The organism is Streptomyces sp. NPDC037389 (assembly GCF_040636475.1).
Taxonomy (GTDB): Bacteria; Actinomycetota; Actinomycetes; order Streptomycetales; family Streptomycetaceae; genus Streptomyces; species Streptomyces hesseae.
Window position 1 is genome coordinate 223,400 of the sequence record NZ_JBEZUS010000003.1, and the last position, 16,265, is coordinate 239,664.

A 16,265-nucleotide genomic window follows, 5' to 3' on the forward strand; every position below is an offset into this window, starting at 1 on the left:
GCAGCGATCGGCAGCGGTTGCCCGAATGCGATCCGGCGTTCTGTAGCCATCTGGTATGCGCTGTAGGGGTAATGCCCACTGCCTATGCGGGCATTACTCCGCTGGGGTGGCCTCCTGGGGCACGGCCGCCTCGCGCGCCGCCTCGGGGCCTTCCTCCAGCAGGACGGTGAAACCGTCCTCTTCGAGGACCGGGACCTTCAGCTGCATCGCCTTGTCGTATTTCGAACCAGGGTTGTCACCGACGACCACGAAGTCCGTCTTCTTCGATACCGACCCGGTCACCTTCGCGCCCCGGCTCTGGAGGGCCTCCTTGGCGGCGTCCCGGGTGAAGCCCGTGAGGGTGCCGGTGACGACGACGGTCAGCCCGGCGAGCGGACGTGGGCCTTCCGCCTCGCCGGCCTCCTCCTCCATCCGGACCCCGGCGGTCCGCCACTTCTCGATGATCTCGCGGTGCCAGTCCTCGGCGAACCACTCCCGGACGGCGGTGGCGATGGTGTCCGAGACGCCGTCGACGGCGGCGAGCTCCTCCTCCGTGGCCTCGGCGATCCGGTCGACGGAGCGGAACTCGCGGGCCAGCGCCGTCGCGGCGACGGGGCCCACATGGCGGATGGACAGGCCGTTGACGACCCGGGCCAGCGGGCGCTGCTTGGCCGCCTGGATGTTCTCCAGCATGGCCAGGGCGTTCTTCTTCGGCTCGCCCTTCTGGTTGGCGAAGAAGGTGACGACCTTCTCCTGGCCCGTCTTGGGGTCGATCTTGGGCAGACCGCTGTCCTGATCCCGCACATACGACTTGATGGGCAGCAGTTCCTCGATCGTCAGATCGAAGAGGTCGCCCTCGTTGAGCATGGGCGGGGTGGCGGGCTCCAGGGGCTGGGTGAGGGCCGAGGCGGCCACGTAGCCGAAGTTCTCGATGTCGAGGCACTCGCGGCCTACGAGGTAGTACAGCCGCTCGCGGATCTGGCCCGGGCAGGAGCGGGCGTTGGGGCACCGGAGGTCGATGTCGCCCTCCTTCATCGGGCGCAGCCCGGTGCCGCACTCCGGGCACTCGGCGGGCATCACGAACTCCCGTTCGGTGCCGTCGCGCAGGTCCACGACGGGGCCGAGGACCTCGGGGATCACATCGCCGGCCTTGCGGATGACGACGGTGTCGCCGATGAGGACGCCCTTGGCCTTGACGACCTCCTGGTTGTGGAGGGTCGCGAACTCGACCTCGGAGCCGGCCACGGTGACGGGCTCGAAGACAGCCTGCGGGGTCACCCGGCCGGTGCGGCCGACGCCGACGCGGATGTCGAGGAGCTTGGTGTTGACCTCCTCCGGCGGGTACTTCCAGGCGATGGCCCAGCGCGGGGCGCGCGCGGTGGAGCCCAGCCGGCCCTGGAGGGGGATCTCGTCGAGCTTGACGACGACGCCGTCGATCTCGTGCTCCATGGAGTGGCGGACCTTGGGCTGCCCGTAGTGCGCGATGAACTTCCGCACCTCGTCGAGCGAGCCGAAGACCTCGGCGTGCGCGGCGGTGGGCAGGCCCCACTCCCGCAGCAGCTCATAGGCGTGCGACTGGCAGTCGATGTCGAAGCCCTCGCGGGCGCCGACGCCGTGCACCACCATGTGCAGCGGGCGGGTGGCGGTGACGCGCGGGTCCTTCTGGCGCAGCGAACCGGCCGCCGCGTTACGCGGGTTGGCGAAGGGGGCCTTGCCCGCCTCCACCAGGCGGGCGTTGAGCTCCTCGAACTTCTCCATCGGGAAGTAGACCTCGCCGCGCACCTCGACGAGGGCGGGGATCCGGTCGCCCTTGAGCCGGTCGGGGACCTCGGTGATGGTGCGGACGTTCGGTGTGATGTCCTCGCCGGTGCGGCCGTCGCCGCGGGTGGCGGCGCGGGTGAGACGGCCGTGCTCGTAGGTGAGGTTGACGGCGAGGCCGTCGACCTTGAGCTCGCAGAGGAAGTGGTGGCCGGAGCCCTCGCCGAGGTCCTTGGCGATGCGCTCGGCCCAGGCGGCCAGTTCCTCGTCGTCGAAGGCGTTGTCGAGGGAGAGCATGCGCTCGCGGTGCTCGACGGCGGTGAACTCCGTCTCGTACGCCCCGGCGACCTTCTGGGTGGGCGAGTCCGGGGTGCGCAGCGGCGGATGCTCCTCCTCCAGGGCCTCCAGCGACCGCAGCAGCTTGTCGAACTCGGCGTCGCTGACGACGGGGGCGTCCTTCACGTAATACCGGAAGCGGTGCTCCTCGACCTGCTCGGCCAGCAGGGCGTGCTTCTCCCGCGCCTCGGCGGGCACCGCCGCCTGCGCCGCGAGCTTCTCGAGCTCTTCGCCTCGCCGTTCGACAGCCACCGTCTCGTCCTCCCGTTGATCCATGAGCGCCGTCACTCAGGGTTGTCCGCGAGTGATTTCGCCGCCCGGACGCAGTGGGCGAGGGCCGCCCGGGCATACATGGGCGAAGCGCCCGCGAGCCCGCACGACGGGGTGACGACCACGGACTCCGAAAGAGTGCCCGGTGCCAGCCCCAGCCTGCGCCACAGCGTCCTGACACCCATGACGCTACCGGCAGGGTCGGACAATGGGCCGTCCACGCCGGGCACCACGCCCGTGAAGAGGGTCGTGCCCGCTTCCACCACCTCACCGATCGCATCGTCCTCACGCTCGGTGAGGAGCGAGAAATCGAACGAGACGCCGGTGACTCCGGCGCGGCGCAGCAGCGCGAACGGCACGCCGGGGGCGCACGAGTGGACGACGAGCTCGGCGCCGGCCTCCGTCGCGACCGCCGCCATGTCCCGCAGCGCCCCCTCGACGACGGCCCGGTCGACGGCCCGGTGGGTGCGGTAGCCGCTGGCCGTGCGGATGTGTCCGCGCAGCACGGCGGGCAGGGAGGGCTCGTCCAGCTGGAGCACGAGCCGGGCGCCGGGCACCCGGCGGCGTACCTCGGCGAGGTGGTTGCGCAGGCCCTCGGCCAGGGAGCCGGTGAGGTCGCGGCAGGCGCCGGGGTCGGCGAGGGCGGCCTCGCCGCCGCGCAGCTGGAGGGAGGCGGCGAGGGTCCAGGGGCCGACGGCGGAGACCTTGAGGGCGTCCTCGTGGCCCTGGGTGAACTCCTCTAGCGCGTCCAGGTCCTCGCCGAGCCAGGAGCGCGCGCGGCGGGTGTCGCGGCCGGGCCGGTCGGCGACGCGCCAGCCGCTGGGCTCCAGATGGGCGAAGACCTCGACCAGCATCCCGGCGGTGCGGCCGATCATGTCCGCCCCGGGCCCGCGCGCGGGCAGCTCCGGGAGGTACGGCAGCGTTTCCAGCGACCCGGTGACGGTCTTCGCGGCCTCGCGCGCGTCTCCCCCGGGCATCGAACCGACGCCGGTGGCAGCCCCCGCGCCCCAGCTCCTGACGTTGCTCTTCTCGCTCACTCAGGAAGGGTACGAGAAAGGGGCCGCCCCGATGGGACCGGTCCTCAGCCGCCCGAGTACCCCGGGCGGACCGACAGGTCGTTGACCTCCGCGTCGCGCGGGAGGTCCAGGGCGAGCAGGATCGTCGCCGTGACCGACTCCGGGCTGATCCACTTGCCCGCCTCGTACTCCTTGCCCTCCTGCTGGTGCACCTTCACCTGCATGGCGGTGGCCACGCGGCCCGGGTAGACGCTGGTGACGCGGACGCCGTGGGTGTGCTCCTCGGCCCGCAGGGAGTCCGCGAGCGCCTTCAGGCCGTGCTTGCTGGCCGCGTACGCGCCCCAGCCGGGGTTCGCGCGCAGCCCGGCGCCGGAGTTGACGAAGACGACGTGCCCCTGCGAGACGCGGAGCTGCGGCAGCAGCAGCCGCGTCAGCTCGGCGGGCGCGACGAGGTTGACGGCGAGCGTCCGGTTCCAGGTCTTGGGGGTCAGCTCGCCGATGTCCCCGAGGTCGGCGACGCCCGCGATGTGCAGCAGGGAGTCGACGCGTTCGGGCAGGGTCTGGTGGCCGAGCGCCCAGGAGAGCCGGTCGGGGTTGCCGAGGTCGGCGACGAGGGTGTGGGCGCCGGGGAAGCGCGCGGCGAGCTCCTTGGCCCGGCCCGCGTCACGCGCGACGAGCCAGAGTTCGTCGCCGCGTTCGTGGAGCCGCCGGGCGACCGCCTCGCCGATGCCCGATCCGGAGCCGGTGATCACATGTGTTGCCATGCCCCCAGCTTGCCCCACCGCGCCGGGGGCGGACACCGGCCCCGTAAGGCCGCGTCTGTCCCTTTGTGTGCCGTCTTCGGGCGAGCCGGACGCTACGGGCTGATTTCCTATGTCTCCTATATGGATTCGGAATCTTATGGGTCGCGAACCGATCACAGTGTTACCGGCGGTATCGCAAAAGCGGTAATGGCATGCCTAGCGTGACGCGGACTCACCGGCGGCGTAATCCCCGCGCCGTTTTCCGTCATTTCACTGAAAGCAGTCATAGTGAAGATTCGCATGTCCCGCACCGCCGCCATATCCGGATTCGTGATCATCGCCCTGACCGGAGCGAGCGGCTGCGGCAGCGACTCGAGCGGGAAGAGCGGCTCCTCCGGCTCGGGCTCCGCGGCCGCCGCCGCGGCCACCACCGACGGCTCCGGTGACGGCACGAAGGACGTCACCATCTCCGACTGCGCATACGTCGAAAAGCAGGGCATCTCGGCCAAGCTGAGCGCCATGAACCCCAGCGCGACGGCCACTTACAGCTACACCGTCACCGTGAAGTTCACGGCCCCGGACGGCTCCGCGCTCGAATCCCAGGACTTCTCGCTCCTGTTCGTCCGCCCCGGTCGCACGGACAACCACGACATCACCGCCCCCTACAGCCCGAAGGCGGGAGCCCCCACGAAGGGCGCGAAGTGCGAGATCGCCAAGGTCGTGCGCGGAACCGGCTGAAAATATCCCGCCCGTCCCTCTTCCGGAAGCCGTTCTGTCGCGGTCGTGTCACAGAAACAGCCGGTGACCTGTTGGGATTTGGCCATGTGTAAACACCCCGTTAGCGTGACGTGCGCTTGTCAATGATCAGCACATCTCGTCACTTCATCGGGGGAGTTCCAGCATGAAGCTTCGTCATGTCCGCGCGACGGCCGTCTTCGGAATCGTCGTCGTCGCCCTCACGGGCGCCCGGGGCCACCACGGCGCGAGCTGCGGCGGCGGATCCAGCCACCACAGCAGCGGCTCCAGCACGAGCGGGGGCACGAGCGGCGGCACGTCGACCGGCGGCGGTTTCAGCGGCGGCGGGACGACAAGCGGCGGTACCACCACCGGTGGCACGACCACCGGTGGTGGCGCCGGCGACTCCTCGTCCTCCGGCGGCTCGTCCGTGCTCGGCGCAGCCGGCAGCGGCCGGGGCGGCAGCGGCGACGACGCCATGCGCGACATCAAGATCATGGACTGCGCCTACACCGACCGCCTCGGCATCACGGCGAAGCTCAGCGCCACCAACGGCAGCGCGACCCTCAAGTACACCTACCGCCTGACCGTGAAGTTCACCGACCCGGAGGGCAAGATCACCACGCGCTTCCCGTCCATCCCGTACGTGATGCCGGGCAAGACCAGCACGCTCGACGTCTCCACCCCGTACGTGCCGAAGGCGGGCTCGCCGAGCAGCGGCGGCAGGTGCGAGGTCACCAACGTGACGCGGACGATCGAGCGCTGATCCCCCGCGCGGGAGCGCGCGGGGGCGGTGCTCAGCCCGCCGCTCCCGCGTGCGCCCGCTCCGTCGTCGCGATCGTCGCCGAGCCGACGACGCGCGTGTCGTCGTAGAGGACGATCGCCTGGCCGGGGGCCACGCCGCGGACCGGCTCGGTGAAGCGGACGCGGAGCTCGTCGCCGACGAGCTCGGCCGTCACCTCGGTCTCGCCGCCGTGGGCGCGCAGCTGGGCCGTGTACGTACCGGGTCCGGCCGGGGCGACGCCGCACCAGCGGGGCTTGATGGCGGTGAGGGCCGAGACGTCCAGGGCCTCCACCGGGCCCACCGTCACGGTGTTGTTCACCGGGGAGATGTCCAGGACGTAGCGCGGCTTGCCGTCCGGGGCCGGGCGGCCTATCCGCAGGCCCTTGCGCTGGCCGATGGTGAAGCCGTAGGCGCCCTCGTGGGAGCCGATCGTGTTGCCGGCCTCGTCGACGATGTCGCCCTCGGCCCGGCCCAGCCGCTTCGCCAGGAAGCCCTGGGTGTCGCCGTCGGCGATGAAGCAGATGTCGTGGCTGTCGGGCTTCTTCGCCACGGCCAGGCCCCGGCGCTCCGCCTCGGCGCGGATCTCGTCCTTGGTGGTGATCGTGTCGCCCAGCGGGAACATCGCGTGGGCGAGCTGGCGCTCGTCCAGGACGCCCAGGACGTAGGACTGGTCCTTGGCCATGTCGCTGGCGCGGTGGAGCTCGCGGGTGCCGTCCCCGTTGAGCACGACCGTGGCGTAGTGGCCGGTGCAGACGGCGTCGAAGCCCAGCGCGAGGGCCTTGTCCAGCAGCGCGGCGAACTTGATCTTCTCGTTGCAGCGCAGGCAGGGGTTGGGCGTGCGCCCGGCCTCGTACTCGGCGACGAAGTCCTCGACGACGTCCTCGCGGAAGCGCTCGGCCAGATCCCAGCAGTAGAAGGGGATGCCGATCACGTCGGCGGCGCGGCGGGCGTCGCGGGAGTCCTCGATGGTGCAGCAGCCGCGCGCGCCGGTGCGGAAGGACTGCGGGTTCGCGGAGAGCGCGAGGTGCACACCGGTCACGTCGTGGCCGGCTTCGACGGCGCGGGCCGCGGCGACGGCGGAGTCGACGCCGCCGGACATGGCGGCGAGCACGCGGAGCCCCTTGCGGGGGGCGCTGAGGTCTGGGGCACCCGGGAAGTCAGTCATAGCCCTCCCAGGGTACGGGGTGCCCAACCGGGCGGGTGGCCGGGCTTTCGGGGGCTCCGCCCCCGGACCCCCGGTCCTCAAGCGCCGGACGGGCTGGATTCAGCCCCCCTAGCTCAGCCCCGCCGACCGCGCCCGTTCCACCACCGGGCCGATCGCCTCGACGACCGCCGTGACGTCCTCGCGCGTCGACGTGTGGCCCAGGGAGAAGCGGAGGGTGCCGCGGGCCAGGGCGGGGTCCGTTCCCGTGGCCAGGACGACGTGGCTGGGCTGGGCGACGCCGGCCGTGCAGGCGGAGCCGGTCGAGCATTCGATGCCCTGAGCGTCGAGGAGAAGGAGCAGGGAGTCGCCCTCGCAGCCCGGGAAGGAGAAGTGGGCGTTGGCGGGCAGCCGGCCCGCCGGGTCGGGGTCGCCGCCGAGGACCGCGTCGGGGACGGCCGCCCGGACGCCCTCGATCAGCTCGTCCCGCAGCGCCCCGATCTCCCGGGCGAAGTCCGCGCGCCGCTCGGCGGCCAGCCGGCCCGCCACCGCGAAGGCGGCGATCGCCGGGACGTCGAGGGTTCCGGAGCGCACGTGCCGCTCCTGGCCGCCGCCGTGCAGCAGCGGTACGGGCGCGTACCGGCGGCCCAGCAGCAGGGCGCCGATCCCGTACGGGCCGCCGATCTTGTGGCCGCTGATGGTCATCGCGGCGAGCCCGGAGGCGGCGAAGTCCACGTCGAGCTGGCCGACGGCCTGTACGGCGTCGGCATGCAGCGGAACGTTGAATTCCGAAGCCGCGTCGGCCAGTTCGCGGACCGGCATCACCGTGCCGATCTCGTTGTTGGCCCACATCACCGTGGCGAGGGCCACGTCGTCGGGGTTCCGGGCGATGGCCTCGCGGAGGGCGTCGGCGTGGACCCGGCCGTAGGAGTCGACCGGCAGGTATTCGACCGTCGCGCCCTCGTGCTCGGCGAGCCAGTGGACCGCGTCGAGCACCGCGTGGTGCTCGACGGGGCTGGCCAGGACGCGCGTACGGGCCGGGTCGGCGGCGCGGCGTGCCCAGAAGAGGCCCTTGACGGCGAGGTTGTCGGCTTCGGTGCCGCCCGCGGTGAAGACCACTTCGCTGGGGCGCGCGCCGAGCGAGGCGGCGAGCGATTCGCGCGCTTCCTCGACCGTGCGGCGGGCGCGGCGGCCCGCGGCGTGCAGCGAGGACGCGTTGCCGGCGAGGGGCAGCTGGGCGGTCATCGCCGTCACCGCCTCCGGGAGCATCGGGGTGGTGGCGGCGTGGTCGAGGTAGGCCATGGTGCGCACGATTCTACGAGGCCCGGTCCGGGACCGTGGCGGGGCGTTCCGGCCCCGGAGGCGGCATCCGATTATGCGCCGGGTCGTACCGGGTCGTACAGCTCCACCACGGCCCGGGCGGCCGCCGCCAGCTCCCGCCGCGCCGACTCCGGCGAGACCACCTCCAGGTCCGGGCCGTAGGCCAGCAGGGATCGCACGTCCTCCGGGCCGGTGAAGGCGAATTCCACGGTCGCGGGGTCGCCCTCGGACGGGGGCCCGGTGAGCTGCCGGCCGCGGAGGCGCAGGAGCGTGGCGAGGCGGGAGCGGCGCACCCGGGCCGTCACCAGGAGCTCCGCGGGCCGGCCCTCGACCTCGCGGCGCAGCTCCTCCCAGACGTCCGTCAGCTCCTGGCCGGCCCGCCGGCGTACCGGCTCGTCGGTGAGGGTCGCCCTCAGCACCCGGTCGGCGCGGTAGAGGCGGGGGCGGCCGCGGTGGTCGGCGACGAGGTACCAGACGCCGGCCTTGGCGACGAGGCCGTAGGGGTCGACGGTGTACGTGCTCGGTTCGGCCGTGCCGCCGTGGCGGTAGCGCAGGCGCAGCCGGAGGTCGGTGAAGACGGCGGTGCGCAGGTCGCCGAGGTCGACGGCGTGGGTGGGGGCCGCCCAGCGGACGGGGTCGATGTGGATACGGCGGCTGATGGCCTCGGCGGCGGGGCGGTGGGGGGCGGGCAGGGCGGCCATGACCTTGCGCAGGGCGGAGCCCAGGGCGCCGTCGAGGCCGAGGTCGGCGTGGGCGCTCGGGCCGGCCAGGACGAACAGGGCGCGGGCCTCGTCGGCGGTGAGGCCGGTGACGTCGGTGCGGTAGCCGGGGAGCAGGGCGATGCCGCCGTGGCGGCCGCGTTCGGCGTAGACGGGCACACCGGCGGCGGAGAGGGATTCGACGTCGCGGTAGATGGTGCGGACGGACACCTCCAGGCGCCGGGCGAGCTCGGCGGCGGGCACCCGGTCCCGGTTCTGGAGCAGCAGGAGTATCGACAGCAGCCGGTCGGATTTCACGTGATCAAGAATCTCGCAGGAGGCGAGGAAAACTTGACGGCGGGTGTCAGGTTATGACGGGAGGGTGCTCCTGTTCGACCGATCACCCCGTCCGCAAGGAGCGACCCATGGACCTCGACCCCCGCCCCCTCCACGCCCGTGCCACCGACCAGGTCGCGGCCCTGACGGCCCGGGTGAAGCCCGAGGCGCTCGGCGACCCCACGCCCTGCGACGGGTTCGACGTGCGCGGTCTGCTGGCGCACCTCGTGGGCGGTGTGCGCGCCGCCGCCGAGCTCGGCCGTACCGGCGCGGACGTGACGCTGGAGGCCGCCGAGGACGTGGCGGACGACGGCTGGCTCCGGGCGTACGGCGAGGCCCGCGCGCGCTTCGACGAGGTGTGGGCCGACGACGCGAAGCTGGACGCGCCGGTGTCCGTGCCGTGGGGCGAGCTGCCGGGCCGGGCGTACCTCTCCTCGGGCTGCGTGCTGGAGGCGGTCGGCCATGCCTGGGACCTGTCCGCCGCCCTCGGCCACCCGCTGCCGCTGGACCAGGAGCTCGCCGAGTACGCCCTGGAGTGGGCGCGCCGGGTGCTCCCGGCGGAGCGGCGCGGCGCTCCCGTGCCGTTCGGGCCGGTGCGTCAGGCCCCCGAGGGCGCGGACGCCTACGCGCGGCTGGCGGCGTGGCTGGGCCGGGAGGTGTGAGCAGGCGGTGACGGGTGCTCAGAGCGACGGACGGGCCAGCTGGCGCGACTGGGCGACGAGCCGGTCCCGGCTGTCCCAGACCTCCGCGTCCTCCTCCATGTAGCCGCCCGCGAGATTGCGGCTGGTCTTGACGATCCGCAGCGGGCCGGGGGCGGGGCGCGTGCGGATGTGGGCGGTCAGCTCGACGGTCGGCACCACTCCGGTGACGCCGTACTCGAAGGCGGTGGGCGGCAGCGAGTCGACGGCCAGCAGCAGTGAGAGCGGGTCGGGGGCGCGGCCGTCCGCGAGGCCGTACCAGGCGCGGATCTCGCCCCGGCCGCTCGGCCGGCCGGTCATCCAGCCCATGGTGGCCGGGTCGAGGCGGTAGTCGAGGCGGTGGACCAGTTCGGGGATGGGCACCGCCGGGGCGGGTCCGAGGTCGAGGAGGCCGCGGCACTGCTCGTACGGCGGCAGGGGCGGGGGCGTCGCGATGGTGCGGACGTCGTCGGGGAGGGCGGCCAGGTCCCCGTAGGCGGCCAGGACGCGGACGCGCTCGGTCTCGGTGCCGTCCTCGGCGCGCTGGAGGAGGCGGGCCTGGCCGGTGGAGAGCGAGCGGCCCGTCCGCAGCGGCTCGGCGCGGATGACGGCGGGGCCGGGCCGTGAGGCGCTCAGATAGTGGGCGGTGACCGTGAACGGGTCGGGGTGGGACAGGGTGTCGCGCAGGGCGCGGGCGAGCAGGGCGAGGAGGTAGCCGCCGTTGAGGGGGCCGAAGACGGTCCAGCCCGGGTGGAGGTGGACGTCGTAGCCGCCGCCCGGACCGTTGGCCGAGATGGCGGTGTCCCGGTCGAACTCACTGTCGCCGATGGTTGCCGGAGCCATGCGGGAAACGCTAATGGGAAAACGTTACGTCCGACGGTTCACGCCTCGCTGTTTACCCCTGGGTGGGGTCCTCGACCGCCGCGCTGCGCCGGTGCCAGGCGCGCGGGGCGCGCCAGTGGTAGCGCATCGCGAGCAGCCGCAGGATGAACGCGACGGCGGCGGACAGCATGCTGGTGGAGACGTTGAGCGCGTCGTAGCGGATGAGCAGCGCGGCCATGGTGGAGCCGACCATGGCGGGCACGGCGTACAGGTCGCGGTCCCAGCGCAGCAGCGAGGGGACCTCGTGGGCCAGGACGTCGCGCAACACACCGCCGCCGACCGCCGTGGCCAGGCCGAGGGTGGCGGCGAAGGTCAGGCCGAGTCCGTGGCCGTAGGCCTTGACCGTGCCCGCGACGCAGAACAGCCCGAGCCCGGCGGCGTCGAAGACGTTCACCGCCTTGGTGATCCGCTCCACCTCCGGGTGGAGGAAGAAGACGATCGCGGTGGCGACCAGCGGGGTGAGGAAGTACCCCAGGTCGGTGAAGGCGGCGGGCGGCACGGCTCCGATGATCAGGTCCCGGAACAGCCCGCCGCCCAGCGCCGTGACCTCCGCCAGCACCGCCATGCCGAAGACGTCGAAGTTCTTGCGGACGCCGAGCAGGGCGCCCGACATGGCGAAGACGAAGATCCCGGCGAGGTCGAGCGAGTGCTGGACGGAGGGACTGAACAGATCGGTGAGCACCAGACATTCTTACGCGCCGGCGACCGCGCTCCCGACTCGTCCCGGAATGCGGACCGGCGCGCCCCCGGCGGCTACGGCAGCTTCGGCTTCTGCGGCGTGGAGAGCCAGGTCCGGAAGAGGTCGCTCAGGTCCTGGTGGGAGACCGCCTCGGCCAGGCCGGTGAACTGGGCGGTGCGGACGTTGCCGCCCTTGTGGAGCTTGGTCCACAGCGGCAGCAGCTTGAAGAACGCCTTGTCGCCGATGCGCTCGCGCAGCACCTGGAGCGTCATCGCGCCCCGGTAGTAGACGGACCGCGAGAACATCGTGTCGCGCTTGGGGTCGGCCACGTCGAGCTTCCAGAAGGCGTCGTCGGCACCGTGCGCCTTGTACGCCTCCAGGAAGGACTGGTGGGCGCTCTTGCGGCCCTTGTGCTCGTCCCACAGCCACTCGGCGTAGGTGGCGAAGCCCTCGTTGAGCCAGATGTCCTTCCACCGCTCGACCGACAGCGAGTCGCCGAACCACTGGTGGGCCAGCTCGTGGACGACCGTCGCCTCGTCGCGCACGGCGGAGTAGACGGGCTTCGTCTGGACCTCCAGCGAGAACTCGGCCTGCGGCATGTCGTCGACGATGGCGCCCGTCTCCTCGAAGGGGTACGGGCCGAAGAGCTTGGACCAGTAGTCGGTGGCCTCGGAGGTGATGCCGTAGAAGTCGAGCTTGTCCGAGGGCAGGCTGGGGTTGGTGGCGACGTAGACGGGGGTGCCGCCGGGGGTGACGCCCTTGCGCACGTCGAACTTCCCGATCGTGGCGGTGGCGAGGTAGGGAGCCATCGGCTTGCTCTCCCGCCAGTGGGTGATCGTGGTGTCGCCCCGGTCGCGGGTGGCGAGGAGTCTGCCGTTGGAGACGGCGGTCAGGCCCTTGGGGGCCCGGATGCGGATGTCGAAGGTGGCCTTGTCGGAGGGGTGGTCGCTGGAGGGGAACCAGGTGGAGGCGGCGTTGGGCTCGCACGCCACGAAGACGCCGTCCTTGGTCTTCATCCAGCCGTACTTCGAGCCGAAGATGATGGGGCCGCTGAGCGGCTGGGGTATCCCGCCGTAGGTGACGGTCGTGGTGAAGGTGTGACCCTTGATCAGCGGGAGCGCCGGGCGGATCCGGATCTCGTCGCCCACCCGGGAGAAGGCGGCGGGGAGGCCGTCGACCTCGACCGAGGAGACCGTGAGCTGCTGGAGGTCCAGGTCGAAGGAGGAGAGGCTCTGGGTGGCCCGCGCGGTGACGGTCGTCCTGCCGTCCAGGCGACCGCTGGACGGTGCGTAGCCGACGTCCAGGTCGTAGTGGAGGGCGTCGAAGCCGCCGTTGCCCAGTTCGGGGAAGTAGGTGTCGCCGATGCCGGGGGTGCCGGCGGTCGGGGGCCAGTCGGGCCGGGCCGACGCCATGGGGGCGGCCGCCATCACCCAGGCGGAGGCGGTGGCCGTGGCGAGGGCCAGGAGCCGGGCCGGGACCCGGCGGCCCGTCGAGCGTATGGAGCGATCCCGGAGCGAGCGGGAGAGTGCCATGAGCCGTCCCTTCGAACGTACGAGCGCATGCGCGGCGAAAACGCCGACTCTGCACTCCCCCGCCTCGCCGTGCTCAGGTCTTTACCAATTCGTATCGATCAACAGCCGAAACGATCAATGAAATTCAGCTTGGCAGACTCACTCCGCGCCCGCACCTTCCGTCACCGGTTCGGGTGTCCCCGGCGCGTTCTCCGGGTGATGGCAGGCCACCTGGTGGCCGGTCCGCAGCGTCAGCAACGGCGGCTCGTCCCTCCCGCACACCTCCGTCGCCTTCCAGCACCGGGTGTGGAAGCGGCAGCCGGCGGGCGGGGAGATCGGCGAGGGCACGTCGCCCGTGAGCCGAATCCTCCCCCCGCTACCGCCGGGAGGTGCCCCCACCCGCTCGGCACGCCGCCCCGGGTCCGGCACGGGCACGGCCGACAGCAGCGCCTTGGTGTAGGGGTGCATGGGCGTCCCGTAGAGCGAGGCGCGGTCGGCCAGCTCCACGATCTTGCCGAGGTACATCACCGCGATCCGGTCCGAGACGTGCCGGATGACCGACAGGTCGTGGGCGATGATCACGTAGGTCAGCCCGAGCTCCTCCTGGAGGTCGTCCAGGAGGTTGACCACCTGGGCCTGGATGGAGACGTCCAGCGCGGAGACCGGCTCGTCGGCGACGACCAGCCGGGGCTTGAGCGCCAGCGCCCGCGCGATGCCGATGCGCTGGCGCTGGCCGCCGGAGAACTCGTGCGGATAGCGGTTGTAGTGCTCGGGGTTGAGGCCGACCAGCTCCAGCAGCCGCTGGACCTCCTGCTTCACCCCGCCCTCGGGCGCGATGCCCTGGAGCCGGAACGGCGCCCCGACGATCGTGCCGACGGTGTGCCGGGGGTTCAGCGAGGAGTACGGGTCCTGGAAGATCATCTGGACGTCGCGGCGCATCGGCCGCATCCCCGCCACGTTGAGGTGGGTGATGTCCTTGCCCTCGAACTCGATCCTCCCGGCGGTGGGTTCGAGCAGCCGGGTGATCAGCCGGCCCATGGTCGACTTGCCGCAGCCGGACTCGCCCACCACGCCCAGGGTCTCCCCCGCTCGCACGTCGAAGGACAGGCCGTCCACGGCCCGCACCGCGCCCGCCTGGCGGCGCAGCAGGCCCTTGACGATCGGGAAGTGCTTGACCAGGCCCTCGACCTTCAGCAGGGGCTCGGTGGACTGGGGCGCCGGCTGCGCGGGAATCGTCATCTGTTCGTCCTTCAAAGCTTGGGCGCGATCTCTTCGGTCCAGATGCGGGTGCGCTCCTCGGGTGCCAGATGGCAGGCGGAGTGGTGCGGCCGGCCGCCCTCCGCGCCGGGGACCGGGCGCAGTTCGGGCCGTTCGGTGCGGGTGATTCCGCCCTTGGGGACGTCCGCGTAGGGGCAGCGCGGGTTGAAGGCGCAGCCGGAGGGCACGTTGATCAGGCTGGGCGGGGAGCCCTTGACCGGGATCAGCCGTTCGGTCTGGTCGCGGTCGATCCGGGGCATCGAGCCCAGCAGGCCCCAGGTGTAGGGGTGCTGGGGGGTGCGGAAGACCCGTTCGGCCGGGCCGCGTTCCACGCAGCGGCCGCCGTACATCACCAGGATGTCGTCGGCGAGCTCGGCGACCACGCCCAGGTCGTGGGTGATGATGACGACGGCGGAGCCGAACTCCTTCTGGAGGTCGCGGATCAGGTCCAGGATCTGGGCCTGCACGGTGACGTCCAGGGCGGTGGTGGGCTCGTCGGCGATCAGCAGCTCGGGGTTGTTGACCAGCGCCATCGCGATCATCGCGCGCTGGCGCATCCCGCCGGAGAACTGGTGGGGGTAGTCGTCGACGCGCCGGTCGGGCTGGGGGATGCCGACCCGGTCCAGCAGCTCGACCGCGCGTTTGCGGGCGGTCTTCTTGTCCACCGCGTGGTGGACCCGGTAGGCCTCCACGATCTGGGCGCCGACGGTGAAGTAGGGGTGCATGGCCGACAGCGGGTCCTGAAAGATCATCGCCATCTCGCGGCCGCGCAGCCGCCGTACCTCGTCGGGGTCGGCGCTCATCAGCTCCTTGCCGTCCAGCCAGATCTCGCCGGAGATCCGGGCCTTGCCGCGGCCGTACTGGCCGACGGTGTGGAGGCCCATGATGCCCAGCGAGGTGACGGACTTGCCGGAGCCGGACTCGCCGACGATGCCGAGGGTGCGGCCCTTCTCCAGCTGGAAGGAGAGCCCGTCGACGGACTTCACCAGGCCGTCGTCGGTGGGGAAGTGGATGCGCAGGTCACGCACGTCCAGGAAGGCGGTCGGCCGGGCCGTGCCGTCGACGGGCTCGCCGACGGCGCCGCCGCCGGGCACGGGTGCGGTGGTCACGAGAGCCTCACTCGGGGATCGATCACGGCGTACAGGAGGTCGACCACGAGGTTGGCGACGACGACGGCGGTCGCCGCGATGAGCGTCACGCCGAGGATCAGCGGCAGGTCGCGGTCGCTGATGGCCTTCACGGCCGCCTGGCCCAGGCCCGGCAGGTTGAAGGTGGTCTCGGTGAGGATCGCGCCGCCGACGAGGGCGCCGAGGTCCATGCCGAGGATGGTGAGGATCGGGGTCATCGTGGAGCGCATGGCGTGCTTGCCGATGACCACCGGTTCCCGCAGCCCCTTGGCGCGGGCGGTGCGGATGTAGTCCTCGCCCAGGATCTCCAGCATGGTGGCGCGGGTGAGCCGGGCGTACATGGCCGCGTAGAGGAAGGCGAGGGTGATCCAGGGCAGGATCAGCCCGCTGAACCAGCCGGCCGGGTCGTCGGCCAGGTCGGCGTAGTCGCCGTCCACCCAGCCCAGGCCGTAGGAGAAGACCGCGAGCGAGACCAGGCCGGTGAAGTAGATGGGGAGCGAGACGCCGCCCAGGGCGATGGTCATGGCCGCGCGGTCCCAGAGGCTGCCGCGCTTGAGGGCGGAGACCACACCGGTGGTCACGCCGCCGATGAGCCACAGCACACAGGCGCCCGCGGCCAGCGACAGCGTCACCGGCACCCGGTCCTGGAGCACCGGCCAGATGTCCTGCTCGGTACGGAAGGAGTAGCCGAAGCAGGGCACGTCGCAGTGGACGGTGGTGCCGCCGCCGGTGTAGTCCCGCCCGGCGAAGATGCCGGTGACGAAGTGCCAGAACTGCACCAGGATCGGGTCGGCCAGCCCGAGTTTCTGCCGGATGCCCTCGATGGTCTCCGGGTCCGCCTGCTTGCCGACGTAGAGCGCGGCGGGGTCGGCCCCGGTGAGCTTGGGGATCGCGAAGAAGATGCCGAAGGTCACCAGGGTGACCACGAGGAGCATCACGATGACGGCGAACAGCCGCCTGACGATGTAAGCGAACACTGCGGTCGGCCGGCGGCGGCCGGTGGACCCCCGTATCGC

15 protein-coding genes are annotated in these 16,265 nt (G+C 72.0%); 3 read left to right on the forward strand and 12 right to left on the reverse strand.

Annotation, left to right across the window (positions count from 1 at the left end; genetic code table 11):
• Positions 1–93: 93 nt before the first annotated feature.
• Genes ligA through AB0E98_RS07815 form a run of 3 tightly spaced genes read right to left on the reverse strand, consistent with a single transcriptional unit; the run spans position 94 to position 4,123 of the window.
• Entirely contained in the window at positions 94–2,349 is a 2,256-nt protein-coding gene (ligA, locus tag AB0E98_RS07805; protein ID WP_361699693.1) for an NAD-dependent DNA ligase LigA, read from the reverse strand.
• An 8-nt stretch (positions 2,350–2,357) separates the two neighbouring features.
• The gene (locus AB0E98_RS07810) at positions 2,358–3,380 is read right to left on the reverse strand and encodes a methionine synthase (RefSeq protein ID WP_361699695.1); all 1,023 of its coding nucleotides are present in this window, start codon (positions 3,378–3,380) and stop codon (positions 2,358–2,360) included.
• A gap of 44 nt (positions 3,381–3,424) precedes the next feature.
• Positions 3,425–4,123, reverse strand: coding sequence for an SDR family oxidoreductase (locus AB0E98_RS07815; RefSeq protein ID WP_361699697.1), 699 nt, complete (start codon positions 4,121–4,123; stop codon positions 3,425–3,427).
• A 279-nt stretch (positions 4,124–4,402) separates the two neighbouring features.
• On the opposite strand from AB0E98_RS07815, the gene AB0E98_RS07820 reads away from it, so the two are divergent.
• Positions 4,403–4,840, forward strand: coding sequence for a hypothetical protein (locus tag AB0E98_RS07820; RefSeq protein WP_361699699.1), 438 nt, complete (start codon positions 4,403–4,405; stop codon positions 4,838–4,840).
• 163 nt (positions 4,841–5,003) lie between these two features.
• Positions 5,004–5,603: a hypothetical protein gene (locus AB0E98_RS07825; protein ID WP_361699701.1), complete on the forward strand. Its 600-nt coding sequence runs from the start codon at positions 5,004–5,006 to the stop codon at positions 5,601–5,603.
• Positions 5,604–5,634: 31 nt separating this feature from the next.
• Here AB0E98_RS07825 and mnmA read toward each other — a convergent pair whose 3' ends face one another.
• The 3 genes from mnmA to AB0E98_RS07840 all read right to left on the reverse strand — a co-directional run bounded on the left by mnmA (position 5,635) and on the right by AB0E98_RS07840 (position 9,098).
• Positions 5,635–6,786 carry a tRNA 2-thiouridine(34) synthase MnmA gene (gene mnmA / locus AB0E98_RS07830; RefSeq protein ID WP_361699703.1) on the reverse strand — a complete coding sequence of 384 codons (1,152 nt, stop codon included), beginning with the start codon at positions 6,784–6,786 and terminating at the stop codon, positions 5,635–5,637.
• 108 nt (positions 6,787–6,894) lie between these two features.
• Positions 6,895–8,064: a cysteine desulfurase family protein gene (locus AB0E98_RS07835; protein ID WP_361699705.1), complete on the reverse strand. Its 1,170-nt coding sequence runs from the start codon at positions 8,062–8,064 to the stop codon at positions 6,895–6,897.
• Between the two features lie 71 nt (positions 8,065–8,135).
• The gene (locus AB0E98_RS07840) at positions 8,136–9,098 is read right to left on the reverse strand and encodes a YafY family protein (RefSeq protein ID WP_361699707.1); all 963 of its coding nucleotides are present in this window, start codon (positions 9,096–9,098) and stop codon (positions 8,136–8,138) included.
• Positions 9,099–9,205: 107 nt separating this feature from the next.
• Between AB0E98_RS07840 and AB0E98_RS07845 the strand changes: the two genes are divergently transcribed.
• The gene (locus AB0E98_RS07845; protein ID WP_361699709.1) at positions 9,206–9,778 is read left to right on the forward strand and encodes a TIGR03086 family metal-binding protein; all 573 of its coding nucleotides are present in this window, start codon (positions 9,206–9,208) and stop codon (positions 9,776–9,778) included.
• Positions 9,779–9,796: 18 nt separating this feature from the next.
• On the opposite strand, the gene AB0E98_RS07850 is transcribed toward AB0E98_RS07845, so the two are convergent.
• From AB0E98_RS07850 to AB0E98_RS07875, 6 genes are all read right to left on the reverse strand, one after another.
• Entirely contained in the window at positions 9,797–10,636 is an 840-nt protein-coding gene (locus AB0E98_RS07850; RefSeq protein WP_361699711.1) for a thioesterase family protein, read from the reverse strand.
• A 52-nt stretch (positions 10,637–10,688) separates the two neighbouring features.
• Positions 10,689–11,357: a trimeric intracellular cation channel family protein gene (locus AB0E98_RS07855; protein WP_361699713.1), complete on the reverse strand. Its 669-nt coding sequence runs from the start codon at positions 11,355–11,357 to the stop codon at positions 10,689–10,691.
• 71 nt (positions 11,358–11,428) lie between these two features.
• Complete coding sequence (locus tag AB0E98_RS07860) at positions 11,429–12,886, reverse strand: M1 family metallopeptidase (protein ID WP_361699715.1); 1,458 nt, start codon at positions 12,884–12,886, stop codon at positions 11,429–11,431.
• Positions 12,887–13,024: 138 nt separating this feature from the next.
• Positions 13,025–14,104, reverse strand: coding sequence for a dipeptide ABC transporter ATP-binding protein (locus AB0E98_RS07865; RefSeq protein ID WP_361699717.1), 1,080 nt, complete (start codon positions 14,102–14,104; stop codon positions 13,025–13,027).
• Between the two features lie 11 nt (positions 14,105–14,115).
• On the reverse strand, positions 14,116–15,216 hold the full coding sequence (locus tag AB0E98_RS07870) for an ABC transporter ATP-binding protein (RefSeq protein ID WP_361700520.1): 1,101 nt from the start codon (positions 15,214–15,216) through the stop codon (positions 14,116–14,118).
• Positions 15,217–15,227: 11 nt separating this feature from the next.
• Positions 15,228–16,226 carry an ABC transporter permease gene (locus tag AB0E98_RS07875; protein ID WP_361699719.1) on the reverse strand — a complete coding sequence of 333 codons (999 nt, stop codon included), beginning with the start codon at positions 16,224–16,226 and terminating at the stop codon, positions 15,228–15,230.
• Between the last annotated feature and the right edge of the window lie 39 nt (positions 16,227–16,265).

What these genes read in the sequence shown, in the direction of transcription:
- mnmA (WP_361699703.1), bottom strand. Translation starts at nt 6,786, where the DNA reads ATGACTGACTTCCCGGGTGCCCCAGACCTCAGCGCCCCCCGCAAGGGG.
- AB0E98_RS07850 (WP_361699711.1), bottom strand. Translation starts at nt 10,636, where the DNA reads ATGGCTCCGGCAACCATCGGCGACAGTGAGTTCGACCGGGACACCGCC.
- AB0E98_RS07815 (WP_361699697.1), bottom strand. Translation starts at nt 4,123, where the DNA reads ATGGCAACACATGTGATCACCGGCTCCGGATCGGGCATCGGCGAGGCG.
- AB0E98_RS07860 (WP_361699715.1), bottom strand. Translation starts at nt 12,886, where the DNA reads ATGGCACTCTCCCGCTCGCTCCGGGATCGCTCCATACGCTCGACGGGC.
- AB0E98_RS07845 (WP_361699709.1), top strand. Translation starts at nt 9,206, where the DNA reads ATGGACCTCGACCCCCGCCCCCTCCACGCCCGTGCCACCGACCAGGTC.
- AB0E98_RS07825 (WP_361699701.1), top strand. Translation starts at nt 5,004, where the DNA reads ATGAAGCTTCGTCATGTCCGCGCGACGGCCGTCTTCGGAATCGTCGTC.
- ligA (WP_361699693.1), bottom strand. Translation starts at nt 2,349, where the DNA reads ATGGATCAACGGGAGGACGAGACGGTGGCTGTCGAACGGCGAGGCGAA.
- AB0E98_RS07865 (WP_361699717.1), bottom strand. Translation starts at nt 14,104, where the DNA reads ATGACGATTCCCGCGCAGCCGGCGCCCCAGTCCACCGAGCCCCTGCTG.
- AB0E98_RS07820 (WP_361699699.1), top strand. Translation starts at nt 4,403, where the DNA reads ATGTCCCGCACCGCCGCCATATCCGGATTCGTGATCATCGCCCTGACC.
- AB0E98_RS07835 (WP_361699705.1), bottom strand. Translation starts at nt 8,064, where the DNA reads ATGGCCTACCTCGACCACGCCGCCACCACCCCGATGCTCCCGGAGGCG.